The organism is Xanthobacter pseudotagetidis, assembly GCF_043194795.2.
GTDB lineage: Bacteria > Pseudomonadota > Alphaproteobacteria > Rhizobiales > Xanthobacteraceae > Xanthobacter > Xanthobacter tagetidis_A.
In genome coordinates this window covers 223,551-240,655 of sequence record NZ_CM195534.1, presented here as the reverse complement: position 1 = coordinate 240,655, position 17,105 = coordinate 223,551, and the positions used below count along the sequence as shown (strand labels likewise).

The following is a 17,105-nucleotide window of genomic DNA, read 5'->3' as shown; positions in this document are numbered from 1 at the left end:
ATCAGGTTCGGCCTGGCCGCGCGCTGCGCCCTCAATCGACCTTGGGCGGCACGTAGCGCCCCTTGAGCCCTTCCGGCACCGGCGGATGCTGGCGCAGCGTCTCCTGGAAGGCGGAGATCGCCTTCAGGCACACCGACATCACCCAGGTGTTGCGCAGGCTCTCCTCCGGATACTCCTCCTTGGGATCGGCCACGAGGTTGAACACCTTGGGCATGGTGAGCTTCTGCGGCGAGGCGAACCAGTCCCGCGTCTCCTCGTAGAAGGCGAGCTTCCAGTTGCGCCATTTCACCGCCTCCAGCCGCTCGGCGACGAAGGCGAACACCACCTCGCGCGGCGACTTCCCGCTCTTGCCGAGCAGGAGGTTGCTCAAGTCCATGCCGTCGATGGGTCGGTCGTCGGGCACCTTGGCGCCGCAGAACGCTGCGAGGGTGGTGAAGGTGTCGATCTGGTGCACCATCTCGTTGGTCACCGCGCCTTCCGGGATGCGTCCGGGCCAGCGGATGATGCAGGGCACCCGGAGCGAGCCCTCCATATGGGTGAAATAGTAGCCGCGCCACGGCCCCGAGGAGCCCTGCCAGGGCCAGGTGGGATCTGGGCCATTGTCGGAGGTGAAGACGACGATGGTGTCGTCCCGCACCCCGAGCCGGTCGACGGTGTCGAGGATCTGGCCGAGGCGATGGTCGGTCTCGGCGAGGCTGTCGGCGAAGTCGCCGTTGCCGGTCGCGCCCTTGAAGTCCGGATGGGGCAGGGTGGGCAGATGCACCTGGGTCAGCGGCACATAGGCGTAGAACGGCTTCTTCGCCGCGACGGCCCGCTCCATGAAGTCGATGGTGCGCCGGGTGATCTCGGCGTCCATGAAGGCGCGCTCCTCCAGGTCGTAGGGCTTGAGGCGCCTGCTCTTCTCTCCCTTGACCCCCTCCATGATGTATTGCGGCTCGATGCCGGCTTCGAGAAAGTGCGGATTGTCCGGCCAGAACACCTCGTCCGTGGTGCGCGGGATGCCGTACCACTCGTCGAAGCCGTGATCGTTGGGCAGGCGCCCGTCGACGCTGCCCAGATGCCATTTGCCGAAGTGGCCCGTGGCGTAGCCGATGTCCGACAGCAGCCGGGCGATCGTCACCTCGTAGGGGTTCAGCCCCTGCACCTCGATGTCGCCCACCGCCGGGTTGCCGATGGGAACGGTCAGCGTGCCCGAGCGGATGGCGTAGCGCCCGGTCATGATGGCGGACCGGCTCGGCGTGCACTGCGCCTCCACGTTGAAGTTCGTGAACCGCATGCCCTCGGCGGCGAGCGCGTCGGCGCGCGGGGTGGGGGCGCCGCGCAGCGCCCCGCCGCCGTAGCAGCCGAGCTCCCCGTAGCCGAGATTGTCGGTGAGGATGAAGACGACGTTGGGCTTCATGGGACTTTTCCTTGGGGACGAAGAGACATTCAGGCGTCGGATACGCAGCGGAAGCCGATGTGGCAGGAAGAGCTGTCGATCATCTGCGGCTGGCGCGCCGCCGGCCGGTAGCGCTGGCAGAAGTCCGGCGCGCACAGGAACGAGCCGCCCTTCAGCACCTTGCGCGGGATCGGCAGGCCGGGCTGGGCGGGATCGAGGCTCGCCGCGCGCGCCGCGCAGCAGGATGGCTGTCCGCCGGCCGCTCCTTCGGCGGCCTTGTGGCGGACGCGGTACCAGTCGCCCGTCCACTCCCAGACGTTGCCGATCATGTCGAGGAGGCCGAAGCCGTTGGCGGGATGGAGGCCCACCGCCGCCGTGCCGGGCGGCGTCTCGCCCGCATGGAGCGGAAACGGGCCGCCGGGCCAGATGTGCGCCATGCGCCGCCCGCCCGGCGCCAGTTCCGCGCCCCAGGCATAGTCCGCCGCCTTCAGTCCGCCGCGGGCGGCGAACTCCCATTCGGCTTCGCTGGGAAGGCGCTTGCCGGCCCAGGCGGCATAGGCGGCCGCGTCCTCGTGGGCGACGTGAACCACCGGGTGATCGGCGCGGCCGTCGAGGTCGCTGCCGGGCCCGCGCGGATGGCGCCAGCAGGCCCCCGGAACGTAGCGCCACCAGTCGGCGGGCCCGCGATTGGGACCTTCTGTCCGCGGCGCGAAGACGAGGCTGCCGGGAACGAGCCGGTCCGCGGCCACGCCGGGATAGCGCGCCGGATCGGGCATGCGCTCGGCCACCGTGACATATTCCGTGGCGGCGACGAAGGCGGCGAAGCGGGCATTGGTCACCGGCGTGCGGTCCATGAGGAAGCGCCCGACCCTTGCGGGATGCGCCGGCCGCTCCTCGGGATAGAAGCGGTCGGAGCCCATGACGAAGGTGCCGCCCGGCACCAGCGCCATGCCGTCCGGCGCGCCTTTCGGGGCGAGGAAGATGTCGAGCGCGCGTCGGAAGCCCATGGCGGTCCTCGAAGGCAAAGCGGTCCCTGCGGCGCGCGCGGCGCCGTCTGCGAAGCCTGATTGCGGCGGGTGCCCCCGCGCCGGGGGCGCGAGCTAGGCCATGGCCATTCCGGCGAGGAGCAGGACGCTCACGCTGGTGGCCCCATAGGCGAAGAGATAATGGCGCCGCCGCCTCCGGTCGGGGTCCGGCCCGTCAATCAGCGGCACGCGCGCGGCGAGCAGCGACCAGCCGCCGCCCAGGACGGCGAAGAAGATCGCCGCCCCCTTGAGGATCAATGCCGTGTCCATGGCTCTCTCCCTTGCGGCCCCGGATGCGGAGGGCGGCGCGCCGCGCCGCGCGGATCAGCCGGCGGCATGGCGCCTCTCGAACGCTTCCTTGATGTCGCCCCCGGCGCCGGTCTCCTCGAACGCGGCGGCGGCCTCGGCGTAGAGCAGGTTCAGCGCCTGCTCCTTCAGCTCGGCGTAGCGCTCGGAGGCGAGCTGCTCGAACCGGCGTGGGCGCGGCAGGTCGACCTCGATCACCGCCGCCACCTGGGCCGGCGCGCGCGAGAGCACCACCAGGCGGTCGGCGAGGAAGATCGCCTCGTCGATCTCGGAGGTGACGAAGATGGTGGTGGTGCGCGTCTCCTCGAACAGCTTCGTCAGGTACTCCTGCATCAGCTGGCGCGTCATGGCGTCGAGGCCGCGGAACGGCTCGTCCATGAGCAGCACCAAGGGATCGTTGATGAGGGCGCGCGCCAGCTCGCCGCGCCGCTGCATGCCGCCGGACAGCTCGCGCGGATAGCGGTTCTTGAACTCGCCGAGGCCGAACTTCTCCAGGAGCGCCCCGGCCTCGGCGCGGATCTCCGGCATGGTCTTGATGCCGCGCACCATCGGCCCGTAGGCGACGTTCTCCAGCGTCGTCATCCAGGGAAACAGCGCCGTCTCCTGGAACACCATGAGGCGGTCCCAGCCCGGGCCCTTCACGTCCACCCCGTCGAGCCGCACGGTGCCGGCATCGGCGCCGATATAGCCGGCGATGAGGTTCATGAGCGTGGTCTTGCCGCAGCCAGAGGGGCCGATCAGCACCGTGAACAGCCCGCGCTCGGCGAGGAACGAGCAGTCCTCCACGAGGCGCACCGGCTTGCCGTTGCGGTCGAACATGCCGACGCTGGCATGGCTCACCGCGATCTCGCCGGACCCGGCGCCGGGGGAGCGGGTCGAAATGGTCCGCGCGTCCATCAGCGCCTCCCCTGCCAGGGCGTGAGCAGCCGCCCCACGCGGCCGATGAGGGCGCTCGACACGAAGCCGGCGATGCCGATGGCGAGCATGCAGACGATGACCTGGGCGCCGGCATTGATCTCGAACGACTGCCACAGCAGGTAGCCGAGGCCGGTGTCGGAGGCGATCATCTCCGCCGCCACCACCATCTCCCAGCTGATGCCCATGCCCACCACCATGCCGGTGACGATGGAGGGCATGGTGGCCGGCAGGACGATGTAGCGGAACAGGTGCCAGCGATTGGAGCCGAGCGAGAGCGCGGCGCGCCGGTAGCTCTCGTCGATGGTGGAGGCGCCGCCGATGGTGTTCAGCAGCACGATCCAGAACGCGCCGAGGAAGACGATGAAGACGGTGCTCATCTCCCGCGTCGGCCAGAAGATGATGGCGACCGGGATCCACGCCACCGGCGGGATCGGCCGCAGGATCTCGGTGACCGGGAAGATGGTGTGGAATGCCATCCGGTTGGTGGCCATCATCAGGCCGATGGGCACGCCGATGATCTGCGCCAGCGCGAAGCCGGCGAGGATGCGCAGCACGCTCTTGTAGCAGGCGGTCCAGAAGGTGGCCGACGACAGCAGGTCCCAGGAGGCGCTGAGCACACGGGTCGGCGGCTCCACGGCGGAAAGGCCGGGAATGCCGAGCGGCCGCGCGAACTGCCAGGCGAGAAAGAAGGCGATGAGGGTGATGGCCCCCACCACCAGGTCGAAATGGCGGTGGACGTATTTCTTGATCCCGGCGGACAACGGAGCTCCCCTTTCGGCGGGCGTCGCGGATGGTGCGGATGCGGCGGTGGCGAGCGACTTCATCGGGCCATCTCCCTCTCGCCCGCCTCGAAGGCGCGCATGGCCTCGGTGTGGACGACGGCGGACAGCGCGGCCTTGAGCTCCAGGAAGCGCGGCGAGGTGAGCACCTCGTGGCTGCGCGGCTTCGGGATGTCGACGGTGACCACCTCCTTGATGCGGCCGGGCCGCGAGGTGAAGACCACCACCTTGTCACCGAGGAACAGCGCCTCCTCCAGGTCGTGGGTGATGAAGAACACCGTCTTCGGGAACTGCACGAGCAATTCCAGCAGGTATTCCTGCATCACGCTCTTGGTGAGCGCGTCCAGCGCCCGGAACGGCTCGTCGAGCAGCAGCACCGCCGGATCGTTGATGAGGGCGCGCACGATCTCCACGCGCCGCTTCTGACCGCCGGAGAGGTCGTTCGGATACTTGTCCTCGCAGCCCTTGAGGCCGACGCGGGCGAGCAGCTTCAGCCCGTGCTCGCGGGCCTCGCGCTCGCTCATGCGGCCCTGCATGACCGGGCCGCAGGTGATGTTCCACATCACGCTGCGCCACGGAAACAGCGCGCCGTGCTGGAACACGACGATCCGGTCCTCGCCCGGCGCCGCGCTCTCGCCGGGGGTGGCGATGGTGCGCCCGTCGAGCTGGATGGTGCCGGCGGTCAGCGTCTCGAAGCCCGCGACCGCGTTCAGCAAGGTGGTCTTGCCGCATCCGGACGGACCGACGATGGCGCAGAACTCGCCGGGGGCGATGTCGAGGTCGACGCCGTCGAGCGCCAGCACCGCCTTGCCCTCGGGATCGTAGATCTTGCGCACCGCGCGGAAGGAGAGCGCGCCCCGGCTCATGCCACGCCTCCCAGGGTCTTGCCGCGCCAGCGCATGAGGTAGGCGCCGAGCCGGCGGATGATGGCGCTGGAAATGTAGCCGCAGATGCCGAGCGTCAGGATCATGATGACCATGGTCTCGAACTGCACGTAGTAATAGGCCTCCCAGACCTTGTATCCGAGGCCGGCCGTGCCGGAGACGATCTCGGACGCCACCAGCGAGAACCAGCAGGCGGCCATGGCGATCTGCAAGCCGACGAAGATGAAGGGCAGCGCGCCGGGGATCACCACATGGCGCAGGATCGCCCAGCGCGAGAAGCCCAGCGACTGCGCGGCGCGGAAATAGACCTCGTCGATGGAGCGCACGCCGAGCATGGTGTTGAGGATGGTGATGAAGAAGGCGGCGAGGAAGGTGAGGGCGATCACCGCGCTCTCGCGCGAGGGCATCACCAGGATCACCAGCGGAATCCAGGCCAGCACCGGGATCGGCCGCGCCAGCTCCAGCAGCGGCTGGCACACGGCGCGGAACCAGCGGTTCCAGCCCGACAGGATGCCGATCACCACGCCGGCCGAGACCGCGATCAGGAACGCGAAGATCACCCTTCCGGCGCTCGCCTTCAGGTGGTCGTAGTATTCCTGCGTGAACACCGAGACGCCGAAGGTGGGGTCCGGGCTGAACATCTCGCGCAGGCTCACCGAAAGCTTCGGCAGCTGCGCGAACCGCCAGAGGGCGAACACGTCCACCAGCAGGAACCAGGACAGGAAGAAGAGCGAGATGCCGAGCATCGCCTGTAGGAAGGGAATCCATCCGGCGGAGGGCTTCGCGCCGGCCGGGCCGCGCGCCGGGCCCGGCAAGGATGTGGGAGCCGCCATCACATTGGCCTTTCCGATGTTCGCATCTCAGCCTCAGCTGAACAGGGCCACATAGTCCTCGATGCGGTCCTTGTTCCCGAGCAGCGGATAGCCCTTGTCGAGCGGCACCGCCTTCAGCGTCACGAGCGGCGACGACACGCCCATCTCCTTCATGGCCTCGCGGGCGAGGCTGTCGTCGACGGCGCCGGGCAGCAGGGTCGAGGAGGGGATCACCTTGTTGGCGGCGAGATATTCGACCACCTTGGCCTGGACCGCGCGGATGTCGTCGTTCCACACGAACAGCTTCTCGTCCCGGATCGGGCCGCCGTAATAGGGCTCGGGGATGAGGCCGGCGAGCGAGAACCAGAGCGCCTGCCGGGAGAGTCCCTTCACGTATTTCTGCGCGATGGCGATCACTTCATCATGGTTTCGCGGATCGCAATACCAGATCTGGGCCTCGATCTCGGACTTCAGCCACGCTTTCATGATCTCCGGCTTGGCATCCATGAAGTCCTTGCGGGCGATCATGGTGCCGAAGTCGCGCTCGTTCCAGGGGTAGCCGGTGGCCACGACGCGGGCGATGCCCTCGCCGGCGATGGTGCTCACGGCCGCGCCCTGCGGGTCCCAGGTGCAGGCGCCGTCGATGGTGCCGTTCCTGAGGCTCGTGGTGATGACGCCGATGGCGAGGTTGAGATATTCCGCCGGCTTCACGCCCTCGCGCTTGAGCACGTCCTGGAAGAAACGGTCGGACGCCGAGCCCTTCGGCGTGGCGACCTTCTTGCCGTCCATCCACTTGAGCGCTTCCTTCGAGTTCGCGAACTCGGGCGCGTCCTTGCGCACCAGCACCTGGAATGTGGCATAGCCCGAAGGCGAGGAGCCGATGATGCCCACCGCGCGGATATCCACGCGCTCGCGCTGGAAGGTGGCGATGAGGCCGGGCGCGTCGCCGTTGTGGCCGATCACGCTCTTGTTGGCGATCAGCTCGCTGGTGACGATGCCGCCCTGGATGGGATGCGAGAAGGTGACGTTGGAGCCGGCGGGCAGGTACTTCTTCCAGAAGCCCTTCTCCTGGTTGATCATGCCGAACCAGCCCTGGGTCCAGTCCGGGCGGATGGCGACGTTGAATTCCACCGGAGGCCCGGAGACCTGCTGGCCGTAAGCGAGGTCGCCCCAGGCGAAGCCGTAGGACGAGACGGCGGCCCCGGCGACGGTGGCGGCCGAGCGCGCCATGAACTGGCGGCGGGAGAGATCCAGCTGAGGCTGGGCCGGAATGGGCTTCTCGTGATCGGCCATCTGCGCTCTCCAAGACAAGGGCTATTTTTTGCTCTGAGGAAACAAATTTATCTGAGAATAGGAGTCGGCCTGAACCGCTCGCAATCCCTGGAGTCAAGGAATTGCGCTTTCCAGCAATAAATGGCGCGAATTTAGGCAAGACACGCAGGCAGCGGCCCGAATCCGTGCAGCGGATCTCTGCGGGTTCAAGATTTTGCCGCTTAATTATGAAGTATTATAATCGAAATTATTGTGTTTCTAGAATGCGGCTGCGCCGGGAGCCCTCGATCTTTCAAGAAAGAGATCGCGCTCTAATGATCGATGGCCTTCAGGGCGTCCCAGTCGCGGATGACCAGATTGCGGCCGTCGCCGCCCACGATCTGTTCGTCGCGGAACTTCGCCAGGGTCATGGTCACCCACTGGCGCGTCACCCCGATCATGGCGGCGAGCTCGCTGTGGGTGTACGGCAGCGCCAGGTGAACCCCGTCCTCGGCCGGCACGCCGTAGAACTCCGCCAGCTCCAGGATCGCCTTGGCAAGGCGGGCGGCCGCGCTCTGGGTGCCGAGCATCTGCAACAGGTTCGACATGCACCGGCCCTTGATGACCAGGCCGTCGAGCAGCGCCATGGTGAGGAGCGGCATGTGCGGCAGCAGCTCGCACAGCTGGTCGCCGCTCAGATACAGCACCTGGGAATGCTCGGTGGCCTGACCGGACCAGCAATGCTTGCCGCGGCCGAACAGCTCCGGCCCGCCGACAAAGTTGCTGGGCGTCCAGTAGGCGATGGTCAGCTCGCGCCCGCGCTCCGAGGTGTAGAAGGTGCGCACGCGGCCGCTCTCGATGATGAAGATGCCGCCGTGCCGCGTTCCCTGCTTGAACAGGAGGTGGCCGGGATTGAGCCAGAGCGGGCGTCCGGCGGCGCGCAGGGTCTGACGCTCGTCGGGCGACAGGCGCTCGAAGATGCCGAGCTCAAGCGGATCGCCCCGCAGCTGGTCGAAATAGACGAACTCGTCCGCTGGGCGTGAGGAATGTGCTCTCATCGTCGTCCCCCGCGCGAGAAATGCTGCGACTGCCGCCGATCCCGTCTGGCAATCTTCATGCCGCCGGACCAGGTCGATGCGGGGCTTCCGGCTCCGGTTCCGTTCGAGCGGACGGCGTTACGCGGGAAGATGCGGCTGTCGGACCATCATTCTCGAAGTTTGCATCAACTGCAAACATTTTGTATCAAATGGAGGTGGTGGCGCAGCGCCGGGGTAAAGTCGGGGGCCTCATGGACAGCGTGGCGAGAGGTCCGAGCCTTGCCGCTCTTGCGCAGGGCCGATCCGCGAATGCGATCCCCTCCTCCCAGCCCTGCTGGTGGGACCGCGCGCCCCTGGGCGACACAGCCCTGCCCATTCCCCTGTCCGCCCGCCTGCCGCGGCACGCCGACGTCCTGGTGGTGGGCTCCGGCTTCACGGGCCTGTCCGCGGCGCTGGTGCTCGCCCGCGCGGGACGGCAGGTGCTGGTGGCGGATGCCGGGCCGATCGGCTTCGGCGCCAGCACCCGCAATGGCGGGCAGGTGGGCAGCGGCAACCAGAAGTTCCGCGTCGCGGCGCTCGTCGCCATGTTCGGCGAACGCAAGGCGGTCGAGATGCTGCGCGAGGGCGTGGAGATGCTGGACGGCATCGAACGCCTGATCGCGGAGGAGGGGATCGATTGCGACTTCGTCCGCTGCGGCCGCTTCCGCGGCGCCATGCGGTCCGCCCATTACGAGGCCATGGCCCGCGACATGGAGGACCTGAGCCGCCGCGCCGGCGTCGACTTCGAGATGGTGCCGAGATCGGACCAGCACCGGGAGATCGGCTCCGACCTTTTCTTCGGCGGCTCTTTGCTGCCCGCCGACGCGAGCCTCGATCCCGGTCGCTACCATGCCGGGCTGCGCGAGCGCGTTCTGGCCGCGGGCGTCCGGCTGGAAGGGCACGCCCCGGTGCGGGGAATCGATGCCGACCAGGCCGGGCACCTGGTGCGGTTCGACGGCCACGCGGTGCGGGCGCGGACGGTCCTGGTCGCCACCAACGGCTACACCGCCGGTGTCGGCGCCTTTCTGCGCCGGCGCATCGTGCCCATCGTGTCGGCGCAGATCGCCACCGGCGCCATTCCGGGCGCGCTTATGGACCGCGCCATGCCGCGCCGGCGCGTCTACGGCAATTCCAACCGCGTCTTCTTCTATTTCCGCCCCGCGCCGGGGGCGAGCCGCATCGTCTTCGGCGGCCGGGCGGCCCATTTCCGCCCGCAGGGCGCGCCGTCCGCCTATGCCCATCTCGCGCGCGAGCTGCTGTCGGTGTTCCCCGATCTGGGCGAGGTTCCGGTCACGCACGGCTTCAGCGGCGCCATCGGCTACACCCACGACAACTTTCCCCATCTCGGGCAGGACCGGGGCGGAGTGTTCCACGCGCTCGGCTATTGCGGCACCGGGGTGTCCCGCTCCACCCACTTCGGCCGCAAGATCGCGCTGCGCATTCTCGGTCTGGCGGAGGGACGAAGCGCGTTCGACGATTTGCCCTTCCCCGCCCATCCGTTCCGGGAGCTGGCGCCGCTCGGCGTCCCGCTGGTGGAGGCATGGTACCGGCTGCGCGACCGGGGGGACTTCTGAAGCGCTATTCCCCGTAGATGATGATGGAAAGGAAGCGGATCTGCGGGTCGAGCAGCTTCTCCGGCCCGTGCACCACCGCCCCGGAGAAGGTGAAGCTGTCGCCCGGCTCCAGCAGGAACACCCGGTCGCCGAAGCGGTATTCCATGCGCCCGCTCAGCATGTAGATCAGCTCGGTTCCGGGGTGCTGGAAGCGCGGGTGGGTGCCGCTCTCCTGGTCCATCTCGATCAGGAACGGCTCGAACGCCTTGCGCGGCCCCTTCTGGTAGGCGAGCAGCCGGTAGACGTGGCCGTGCCGCGTCCCGGTGCGCACCACCTCCATCTGGTCGGCGCCCTTGATCAGCTGCGCCGTGCCGGACGTGTCCTCGATGGCCTCGAACAATGCGGCCAGGCCGATGCCCAGCGCCGCCGTGAGACGCTCCAGCACCTCGAGGCTCGCCGCCGACTGGCCGTTCTCGATCCGGCTGAGCATGGCGATGGACATGCCGCTCGCCGCCGCCAGCTCCGCCAGCGTCAGGCTGCGCTCCATGCGGTTGCGGCGGATGGCGGCGCCGGCGCGGCGATGGATCGGCTGGAGCGCGGTCTCGATGGCACCGGCGGCATCGCCGGTCACAAAAGCGGGGCTTCGCGGGCGCCTCGTCACCTGATCCCCTCCGTTCCGCGAGCCGAGCCAGCTTAGAGCGGGATCCGAGCAAATTGAATCAATTTGCTCGGATCTTCGATCCATTTCGGCCATCGCCCGCGCGGCTACTTCTCCACCGCGGGCAGCAGCGCGTCGCCCTCGCCTTTCTGCCGCTCGCGCGCACCGGGATGTTCCTCGATGAGCGGACCCTGTGTCGCTGCCGAAGCGGCGGCCTCCGCCTTGCGGGCACGGCTGCGCGACGTCGCGGCCCCGGCCTCGCCGCGGACGACCCGCAGCGGCGGCGCGCCCCCCTTCTTGTCCTCGCCGAAATAGACCGTCTGGTGCGGATAGGGCACCTGGAAGCCGCGGGCGTCGAAGGCCGCCTTGATGCGCCGGTAGAATTCGCGCCGCACGTTCCATTGGCCCAGCGGCCGGGTCTTGAAACGGCCCCGCAGCCACACGGACGATTCCCTGAGGCCCTCGACGCCCACCACCTCGAACGGGCCGATGATGGTCTCGGCGAGCGGACCGCTTTCCGCCATGTCCTGCGCGACCTCCGCCATGACGGCGAGCGCTTCGTCGATGTTCTCGCGATAGGCGATCGAGACGTCCACCACCGCATAGGCGAAGTGCTTCGACATGTTCTTGATGGTTTGCACCTCGCCAAACGGCAGGGAATGCACGTTGCCGTCGAAGTCGCGCAGGTGGACCGTGCGGATGGTGATCTTCTCCACCAGCCCCGCATGGGCGCCCACCTCCACCACGTCGCCCACCGAGAGCGTGTCCTCCATGAGGATGAAGACGCCGGTGATGACGTCCTTCACGAGGGTCTGCGCGCCGAAGCCGATCGCGAGGCCGAGCACGCCGGCGCCGGCGAGCAGCGGGGCGATGTTCACTCCGAGCTCGGAGAGCACGATCAGGCCGGCGATGGTGATGATGACGACTCTCAGCCCGTTCATCATGAACGGCAGCAAGGTCTTCAGGCGGGTGGAGGAGGGATTGCGGGCGGTCATCCGCTCGGCGAACGCGGCGCCGAGCTCCCAGGTGGCGAAGGCCGCCACCATGACGACCAGGATCGAGATGGCGCGCGCCAGGAGCGCCTGCCCGCTGGTGGAGGCCAGCCACTCGAACGGCCGCGCGCCCCAGATTTCCAGCAGCGCGACGACGGTCAGCGCGGCGACCAGCGCCTGGCCCGCCTGGCGCAGCGCCGGCAGGTAGCGGTTGGCGCGCGCTTCCAGCAGCGGGTATTTCCGCTTCACCTCCGGCGCCAGCCGGAACACCATGCCGAAAACGCGGTGGAGCGCGAACAGGATGAAGCGTGCGGCCACGACGGCGAACACCGAGAGGATGGTCGCGCGGGCGAGGAAGGCGAAGCCGCCCTGAAGATCGGTCACCCACACCACATAGGCCGCGGTCACGTAGGCGATGGCCAGCAGGTGCCAGAAATCCGCCACCTGGTTGCGCAGGCGCGCAACCCCGTCGCTCGGCGCCGTCCACGCGCGCAGGCGCCGGGCCACTGAGCTGCGGACCTGGAGGATGAAGACCACCGCCATGCCCGCGATCACCAGCGCCAGCAGATCGCCCAGAACCTTGTAGGCGGCGAAGGACAGGCCCAGAATCCAGGCGGTGCGCAGCAGGAAGTAGCCGTAGACCGCGGTATGGGTGAAGCGCCGTACCCACAGGAAGCCGTAGGTCGCGCTTTCATCGTCGAGGGGAAGCAGCCGCAGCCGCGCGGCGTCGGGCGCGAGCACGGCGCGGGCGCCGGCGATGATGACCCGCGCGAGCACGTTCGCATTCACCACCGTCACCACCGCGAGGCGGACCAGGAAGGGAGTGTCGACCACGGCCAGCACGCCGAAGGCCGCGGCCGCGAACGCGACGATGGGCAGCGTGTCGAGCACCGTGCGTACCAGGAGGAGGACAAGCCGGTTCGCGAACGCGCCGCCGCCGCGCGCCTCCACCGCCCGCCGGAACCCGGCGAGCAGCGCCTTGACGGCCCATTCCGCAGACAGGGCGGCAACAAGAACCGCCGCCACCACGCCCACCGCCCAGGCGATCCGCTCGATCACGAACGGGTCCGACAGGCTGGAGAACAGGCGGTTTATCTGGTCGGGAACCTTCTCCGCCTCGGCGACCAGTCCGAGGACCGAGCCGGAAAAGGCGCCCAGCGCGCTGGTGGCGCCGGCCAGCCAGTCGTCGCGCAGCGGCGTCTGCGCCTCCTGGCGCTCGGCCGCAAGGAGGGCGCTGAGCCGTGCCACGAAGGCCTCGCGGGCCTTCTCGTCCTTCAGCGTTGCCACGAGATCGCGGATGTCGCCGCGCAGCGTCTCGGGGAGCGTCGCCGGCGTGGCGCTGTCCGAGGCACTGGGGGCCGCCGCTGCGGCCGGCGGCGGGGTGGCGATCTGCGCCATCGCCATGGGAGCGGCAAAACAAAACAGCAGGCATGCCGCGAGGCGGGCCAATCGGATCATGTGGGGAAACTCCCGTCTGGCCGTGGCGCTTGGTGTCGCTCAAGGGGGCGGCGCCTGGGCGCCGCGGCGGGTCAGGCAAGCCTTGCATCGCTGCACGCTGTTGTCCACCCGCCCCCGAACACGCCGCGTCCTGCGGCCATGTCGCGCCGGTGTCGCGCGCAGCCCATTCGGGGCCCCGCGACCTTGCGGGGGCGCATGCCGGCTCCCATATCCCCTGAGCCGGGATGCCGCGACGGGTCCCGGCGGGTCGGTGGCCGGATAGGCGCCGGTTCAGGCAATGCAAAGTCGCTTGACGAGGGCTTTGGTCGATGTCGCGCATGTCTTCGCTGTCGAGCCCCTTCCTGCTCGGGTTCGACGAGGTCGAGCGGTTGCTCGACCGTGTGACCAAGAGCGCCGAGGGCTATCCTCCCTACAATGTGGAGAGGGTCGAATCGGACGGGGAGGCGCCGCGCCTGCGCATCACGCTGGCGGTGGCGGGGTTCACGGCGGACAAGCTCGAGATCACCCTCGACGAGAAGGAGCTGACCATCCGCGGCCGTCAGGCCGAGGAGAGCGAGGACCGCATCTTCCTCCACAGGGGGATCGCGGCGCGCCAGTTCCAGCGCACCTTCGTCCTGGCGGAGGGCATGAACGTGGTCGGCGCGGAGCTGCGCAACGGCCTGCTCGCGGTGGATCTTGTCCGCCCCGAGCCGGAGCGGCGGGCGAAGCGGATCGACATCGTCTCTCGTCCCTGACGGGCGGGCGGCGTCCCGCGTTGCCGAGCGTGAGGAGTTGAGACATGACGAACGACAAGACCGAGGCATTGACGCCCGACACCATCGCCCCCGAGGCGATCACTCCCGAGGCCCTGGCCGGGCTCGGCGGCGGCCATATCGCCTATGTGCGCACCATCCGCTCCGAGGACGTGGCAAGCATGTTCCCGCAGGCGCCGCAGATCGCGCCGGGCATGACGCTGTTCACGCTCCATGCGGCCGACGGCACGCCGATCCTCCTCACGGACAGCCGCGAGGCGGCGCTCGCCAACGCGATCCAGAACGAGCTGGAGACCGTCAGCGTCCACTGACGGAAGACCGTCACCAGTGAGCGGGCGCGCAGCGTCCGCTCAGGCGGCGTCCGAGGCGGGCGTGGCCGTGAGTAGCGTGAACATCGCCTTGGCATCGCGGGTGGCGCGGAGCTTTTCCACCGTATCGGGATCGCGCAGCATGCGCGCGACGCGGGCCAGCGCCTTGAGATGATCAGCGCCCGCCGCTTCCGGCGCCAGCAGCAGGAACAACAGGTCCACGGGCTGCCCGTCCAGCGATTCGAAATCGATCGGCTTCTCGAGGCGCGCGAACAGGCCCACCAGCTTGTCGAGCTTCGCGAGCTTGCCGTGGGGAATGGCGATGCCGTTGCCGACCCCCGTCGATCCCAGGCGCTCGCGCTGGAGCAGGGTCTCGAAGATTTCCCGCGGGTCGCGGCCGATCATCCCCCCCGCCTGCTGCGCCAGTTCCTGGAGGGCCTGCTTCTTGCTGCTTGCCCGCAGCATGGGAAAGACCGCGTCGGGAGCGATGAGATCGGCGAGGGGCATGGATCGGGTCCCTGCGGCATGCGCGGACTGGCTCGGAAAAGGCGGCGGACGCTAGTCCCAAGCCGAGCCGACCGTCAATGGCCTGCAAAAGCCTGCCGAGGCCCCCTGGGGACAGGCGTCGCCGTCCACCCCCCGAAGGCACCCGCCGGGCACGCGACATCGTCTCGGGTCCGGACAGCTGGACGGGCGGCCCCTGCGCCGAACCCGTCTGATCCATCAGCCCCCGCTGGAGGACGACCCGGCCAGATCGCAGGATCTGCCCGGTGGAGCCGCCCTCCAACTCGATGAACGAGACCACGTCCGCTCCGCATGCGGTGCAAGCTGAACGGCGCGTGTTCCCGGCGGCGCGGAGCACGGCTCCGCGCCGGGAAAAACCGTCAGGCGGCCGGATCGATCCAGCCCACGTGGCCGTCGGGACGCCGATAGACGACGCTCACGCGGCCATGGCTCGCATGGCGGAACACCACCACTGGCGCGCCCGTGATGTCGAGCTCCAGCACGGCGTCCGCAACCGAGAGGGAACGCAGGCGCGTGACCTGCTCGGCCACCACGGTGGGGCTCCAGCCCTCCAGCGCCTCCTCGGTCTCGGATTCCGGGACCGGCGCGAGGATGTAGCTCTGCGCGGCCCCGGTGGCGCCGTTGCCGCTGTGGACGTGGCGATCCTTGATCCGCTGCTTGTAGCGTCGCAGGCGCTTCTCGATCTTCTCCACCGCGGTGTCGGCGGAGGCGTTGGCCTCCTGCTCGCTGCCGTGGGCCTGAAGGTTCACGCCTGAATCGAGGTGAAGCATGCATTCCGACCGGTAGCCGGAACCTTCGCGCGCGACGGTCACGTGGCCGGACCAGCCACCGTCGAAATATTTGGCGACAACTTCGGAGAGCCGATCCGTCAGGCGTTGCCGGAGCGCTTCCCCGACATCGATGTTCTTTCCCGACACTCTTAGGGCCATGCGATTTGATCCCCTTTGAGCGGGTGCCGAAAGGCGCCTGCTCTCATTCTCAAAACCGGCCGGCCGTACAAGTGGTAGGAGTGCTTTGCCAGCGTGTCAACAAACCAGCGCCCGCACCGCCGCGCGTTGCGCCGGCACGAATCACCGTCGCGCGCGCTCAGCGCGAGAGGAACGGCAACATGCGCGAGAGCACGCCGTCCTGCTTGACGACGCCGTGGTAGAGGCCGGCCGCGATGTGGAGCGCCACCAGGCCCGCCATGAGGTAGCCGCCGCGCTCGTGCCACGTCCCGAGCACGTCGGACAGGGCCTCGTTCTTGCCGAGCGGCGACGGCATGGTGAACAGGCCGAACACCGACACCGGCGCGCCGAAGGTGGTGGCGGTGAGCCAGCCGAGGATCGGCATGACGATGATGAGCGCGTAGAGCGCATAGTGCGTCAGCTCGGCCGCGCCCCACATCCAGACCGGCATGCCCGCCGGACGGCCGGGCACGGGATTGAGCGCGCGCGTGAGCACCCGCGCGAGCGCGAGCGCGAAGATCAGGATGCCGATCGATTCGTGATAGGAGAAGAGCTGGTCCTGAAGGGCGCCGGGTCCGAGCCGGACCATCACGAAGCCGGCCGGGATGATCGCCAGGACGAGGATCGCGACGATCCAGTGGATCCATCTAGCCGGCGGCGCGTAGATGCTCGGGCGGGCGGGCGAAGAGGTCTCGTTGGCCATGGCTTTCCGTCTCCGAGGAAGAGGGGCGCAAACGGCACTCGAACCACACGTCCCCGTCGGGCAGCAGCTCGACGCGCGTGGCCGGCCTGAGGGCGCTGGACAGGCTGGCGACGGGCGCCAGCTCGAGCCCGCTGCGACCCGAGCCGATGATGACCGGCGACACGAAAACGTGAACCACATCGAGGCACCCGGCCTCGATGAAGGCGGACAGCGTCCGCGCCCCTCCTTCCACAAGGATGCGGGTGAAGCCGAGCGCGCGCAAGGCCGCGACCACGCGTGCCGGGGCGAAGGCGCCTTGCCCGTCGAGCTCGACCGCCTCGGCTCCGGGCGCGAGCGCGGCCGCGGCGCCCGGTCTCCGCACCACCACGCGCCGCGCGCCGTCGGCGGCGAAGCAGCGCGCCTGCGGATCGGCGCGGCCATTGGGATCGAGCACCACGCGGGCAGGGCTGCGCCCGCACACGCGGCGCACCGTCAGCAACGGATCGTCGGCCACCACCGTCCCCACGCCCACCACCACCGCATCGACGCTGGCGCGCAGCGCATGAAGCCGGTCCAGCGCCGCCGCACCGTTGATGTACTTGGATTCGCCGTGAACGGTGGCGATCCTCCCGTCGAGGGACTGCCCGATCTGCCCCATCACGACCGGCGCAGCGCCTTCGTGACGGGGATCGAGCGTCGCGCTGTCCGGCTTCGGGTCATCCATGGGTGCGAGCCTGCCGTAGAGAGTGTGCCATCGGGAACGCATCTCCCCGCGAAAGGTTACGCCTGAGCCGCTATTTT

Annotated in this window: 18 protein-coding genes; 3 read left to right on the top strand and 15 right to left on the bottom strand. The window is 68.8% G+C overall.

Going from position 1 to position 17,105, the window contains the following annotated elements; all coding sequences use genetic code 11:
- Positions 1-31: 31 nt before the first annotated feature.
- The 9 genes from V5F67_RS01140 to V5F67_RS01100 all read right to left on the bottom strand — a co-directional run bounded on the left by V5F67_RS01140 (position 32) and on the right by V5F67_RS01100 (position 8,411).
- Complete coding sequence (locus tag V5F67_RS01140; RefSeq protein ID WP_394020635.1) at positions 32-1,399, bottom strand: arylsulfatase; 1,368 nt, start codon at positions 1,397-1,399, stop codon at positions 32-34.
- A 29-nt stretch (positions 1,400-1,428) separates the two neighbouring features.
- The gene (locus V5F67_RS01135; RefSeq protein ID WP_394020637.1) at positions 1,429-2,385 is read right to left on the bottom strand and encodes a formylglycine-generating enzyme family protein; all 957 of its coding nucleotides are present in this window, start codon (positions 2,383-2,385) and stop codon (positions 1,429-1,431) included.
- A 93-nt stretch (positions 2,386-2,478) separates the two neighbouring features.
- Complete coding sequence (locus tag V5F67_RS01130) at positions 2,479-2,673, bottom strand: hypothetical protein (RefSeq protein WP_394020639.1); 195 nt, start codon at positions 2,671-2,673, stop codon at positions 2,479-2,481.
- Positions 2,674-2,727: 54 nt separating this feature from the next.
- The gene (locus V5F67_RS01125; RefSeq protein ID WP_394020641.1) at positions 2,728-3,606 is read right to left on the bottom strand and encodes an ABC transporter ATP-binding protein; all 879 of its coding nucleotides are present in this window, start codon (positions 3,604-3,606) and stop codon (positions 2,728-2,730) included.
- Entirely contained in the window at positions 3,606-4,388 is a 783-nt protein-coding gene (locus V5F67_RS01120) for an ABC transporter permease (RefSeq protein WP_394020643.1), read from the bottom strand. Before V5F67_RS01120 ends, V5F67_RS01125 begins: the two co-directional genes overlap by 1 nt.
- A gap of 59 nt (positions 4,389-4,447) precedes the next feature.
- On the bottom strand, positions 4,448-5,272 hold the full coding sequence (locus tag V5F67_RS01115) for an ABC transporter ATP-binding protein (RefSeq protein ID WP_394020645.1): 825 nt from the start codon (positions 5,270-5,272) through the stop codon (positions 4,448-4,450).
- Positions 5,269-6,123, bottom strand: a complete 855-nt coding sequence (locus V5F67_RS01110) for an ABC transporter permease (RefSeq protein WP_394020647.1) — start codon at positions 6,121-6,123, stop codon at positions 5,269-5,271. The genes V5F67_RS01115 and V5F67_RS01110 overlap by 4 nt, the downstream gene beginning before the upstream one ends.
- 33 nt (positions 6,124-6,156) lie before the next feature.
- Entirely contained in the window at positions 6,157-7,395 is a 1,239-nt protein-coding gene (locus V5F67_RS01105; RefSeq protein ID WP_394020649.1) for an ABC transporter substrate-binding protein, read from the bottom strand.
- Positions 7,396-7,685: 290 nt separating this feature from the next.
- Positions 7,686-8,411, bottom strand: coding sequence for a Crp/Fnr family transcriptional regulator (locus V5F67_RS01100; protein ID WP_394020651.1), 726 nt, complete (start codon positions 8,409-8,411; stop codon positions 7,686-7,688).
- Positions 8,412-8,641: 230 nt separating this feature from the next.
- On the opposite strand from V5F67_RS01100, the gene V5F67_RS01095 reads away from it, so the two are divergent.
- A complete protein-coding gene (locus V5F67_RS01095) occupies positions 8,642-10,003 on the top strand; it encodes an NAD(P)/FAD-dependent oxidoreductase (protein ID WP_394020653.1) in 1,362 nt (453 codons plus the stop codon).
- A 4-nt stretch (positions 10,004-10,007) separates the two neighbouring features.
- Here V5F67_RS01095 and V5F67_RS01090 read toward each other — a convergent pair whose 3' ends face one another.
- Both V5F67_RS01090 and V5F67_RS01085 read right to left on the bottom strand, forming a co-directional pair.
- Positions 10,008-10,613, bottom strand: a complete 606-nt coding sequence (locus V5F67_RS01090; protein ID WP_394020655.1) for a helix-turn-helix domain-containing protein — start codon at positions 10,611-10,613, stop codon at positions 10,008-10,010.
- A 134-nt stretch (positions 10,614-10,747) separates the two neighbouring features.
- Entirely contained in the window at positions 10,748-13,036 is a 2,289-nt protein-coding gene (locus V5F67_RS01085) for a mechanosensitive ion channel domain-containing protein (protein WP_509210596.1), read from the bottom strand.
- 362 nt (positions 13,037-13,398) lie between these two features.
- Between V5F67_RS01085 and V5F67_RS01080 the strand changes: the two genes are divergently transcribed.
- A complete protein-coding gene (locus V5F67_RS01080) occupies positions 13,399-13,824 on the top strand; it encodes an Hsp20 family protein (protein ID WP_394020659.1) in 426 nt (141 codons plus the stop codon).
- 44 nt (positions 13,825-13,868) lie between these two features.
- Positions 13,869-14,153 (top strand): BQ00720 family protein, encoded by a 285-nt coding sequence (locus V5F67_RS01075; RefSeq protein WP_394020660.1) that lies wholly within the window; start codon positions 13,869-13,871, stop codon positions 14,151-14,153.
- Positions 14,154-14,192: 39 nt separating this feature from the next.
- On the opposite strand, the gene ptsN is transcribed toward V5F67_RS01075, so the two are convergent.
- The 4 genes from ptsN to V5F67_RS01055 form a co-directional block, all read right to left on the bottom strand.
- Positions 14,193-14,657, bottom strand: a complete 465-nt coding sequence (gene ptsN, locus V5F67_RS01070) for a PTS IIA-like nitrogen regulatory protein PtsN (RefSeq protein ID WP_394020661.1) — start codon at positions 14,655-14,657, stop codon at positions 14,193-14,195.
- Positions 14,658-15,034: 377 nt separating this feature from the next.
- A complete protein-coding gene (gene hpf / locus V5F67_RS01065; RefSeq protein ID WP_394020662.1) occupies positions 15,035-15,604 on the bottom strand; it encodes a ribosome hibernation-promoting factor, HPF/YfiA family in 570 nt (189 codons plus the stop codon).
- A 157-nt stretch (positions 15,605-15,761) separates the two neighbouring features.
- Positions 15,762-16,325, bottom strand: a complete 564-nt coding sequence (locus tag V5F67_RS01060; protein WP_394020663.1) for a cytochrome b — start codon at positions 16,323-16,325, stop codon at positions 15,762-15,764.
- Complete coding sequence (locus tag V5F67_RS01055) at positions 16,270-17,028, bottom strand: RibD family protein (RefSeq protein WP_394020664.1); 759 nt, start codon at positions 17,026-17,028, stop codon at positions 16,270-16,272. Before V5F67_RS01055 ends, V5F67_RS01060 begins: the two co-directional genes overlap by 56 nt.
- Positions 17,029-17,105: the final 77 nt, after the last annotated feature.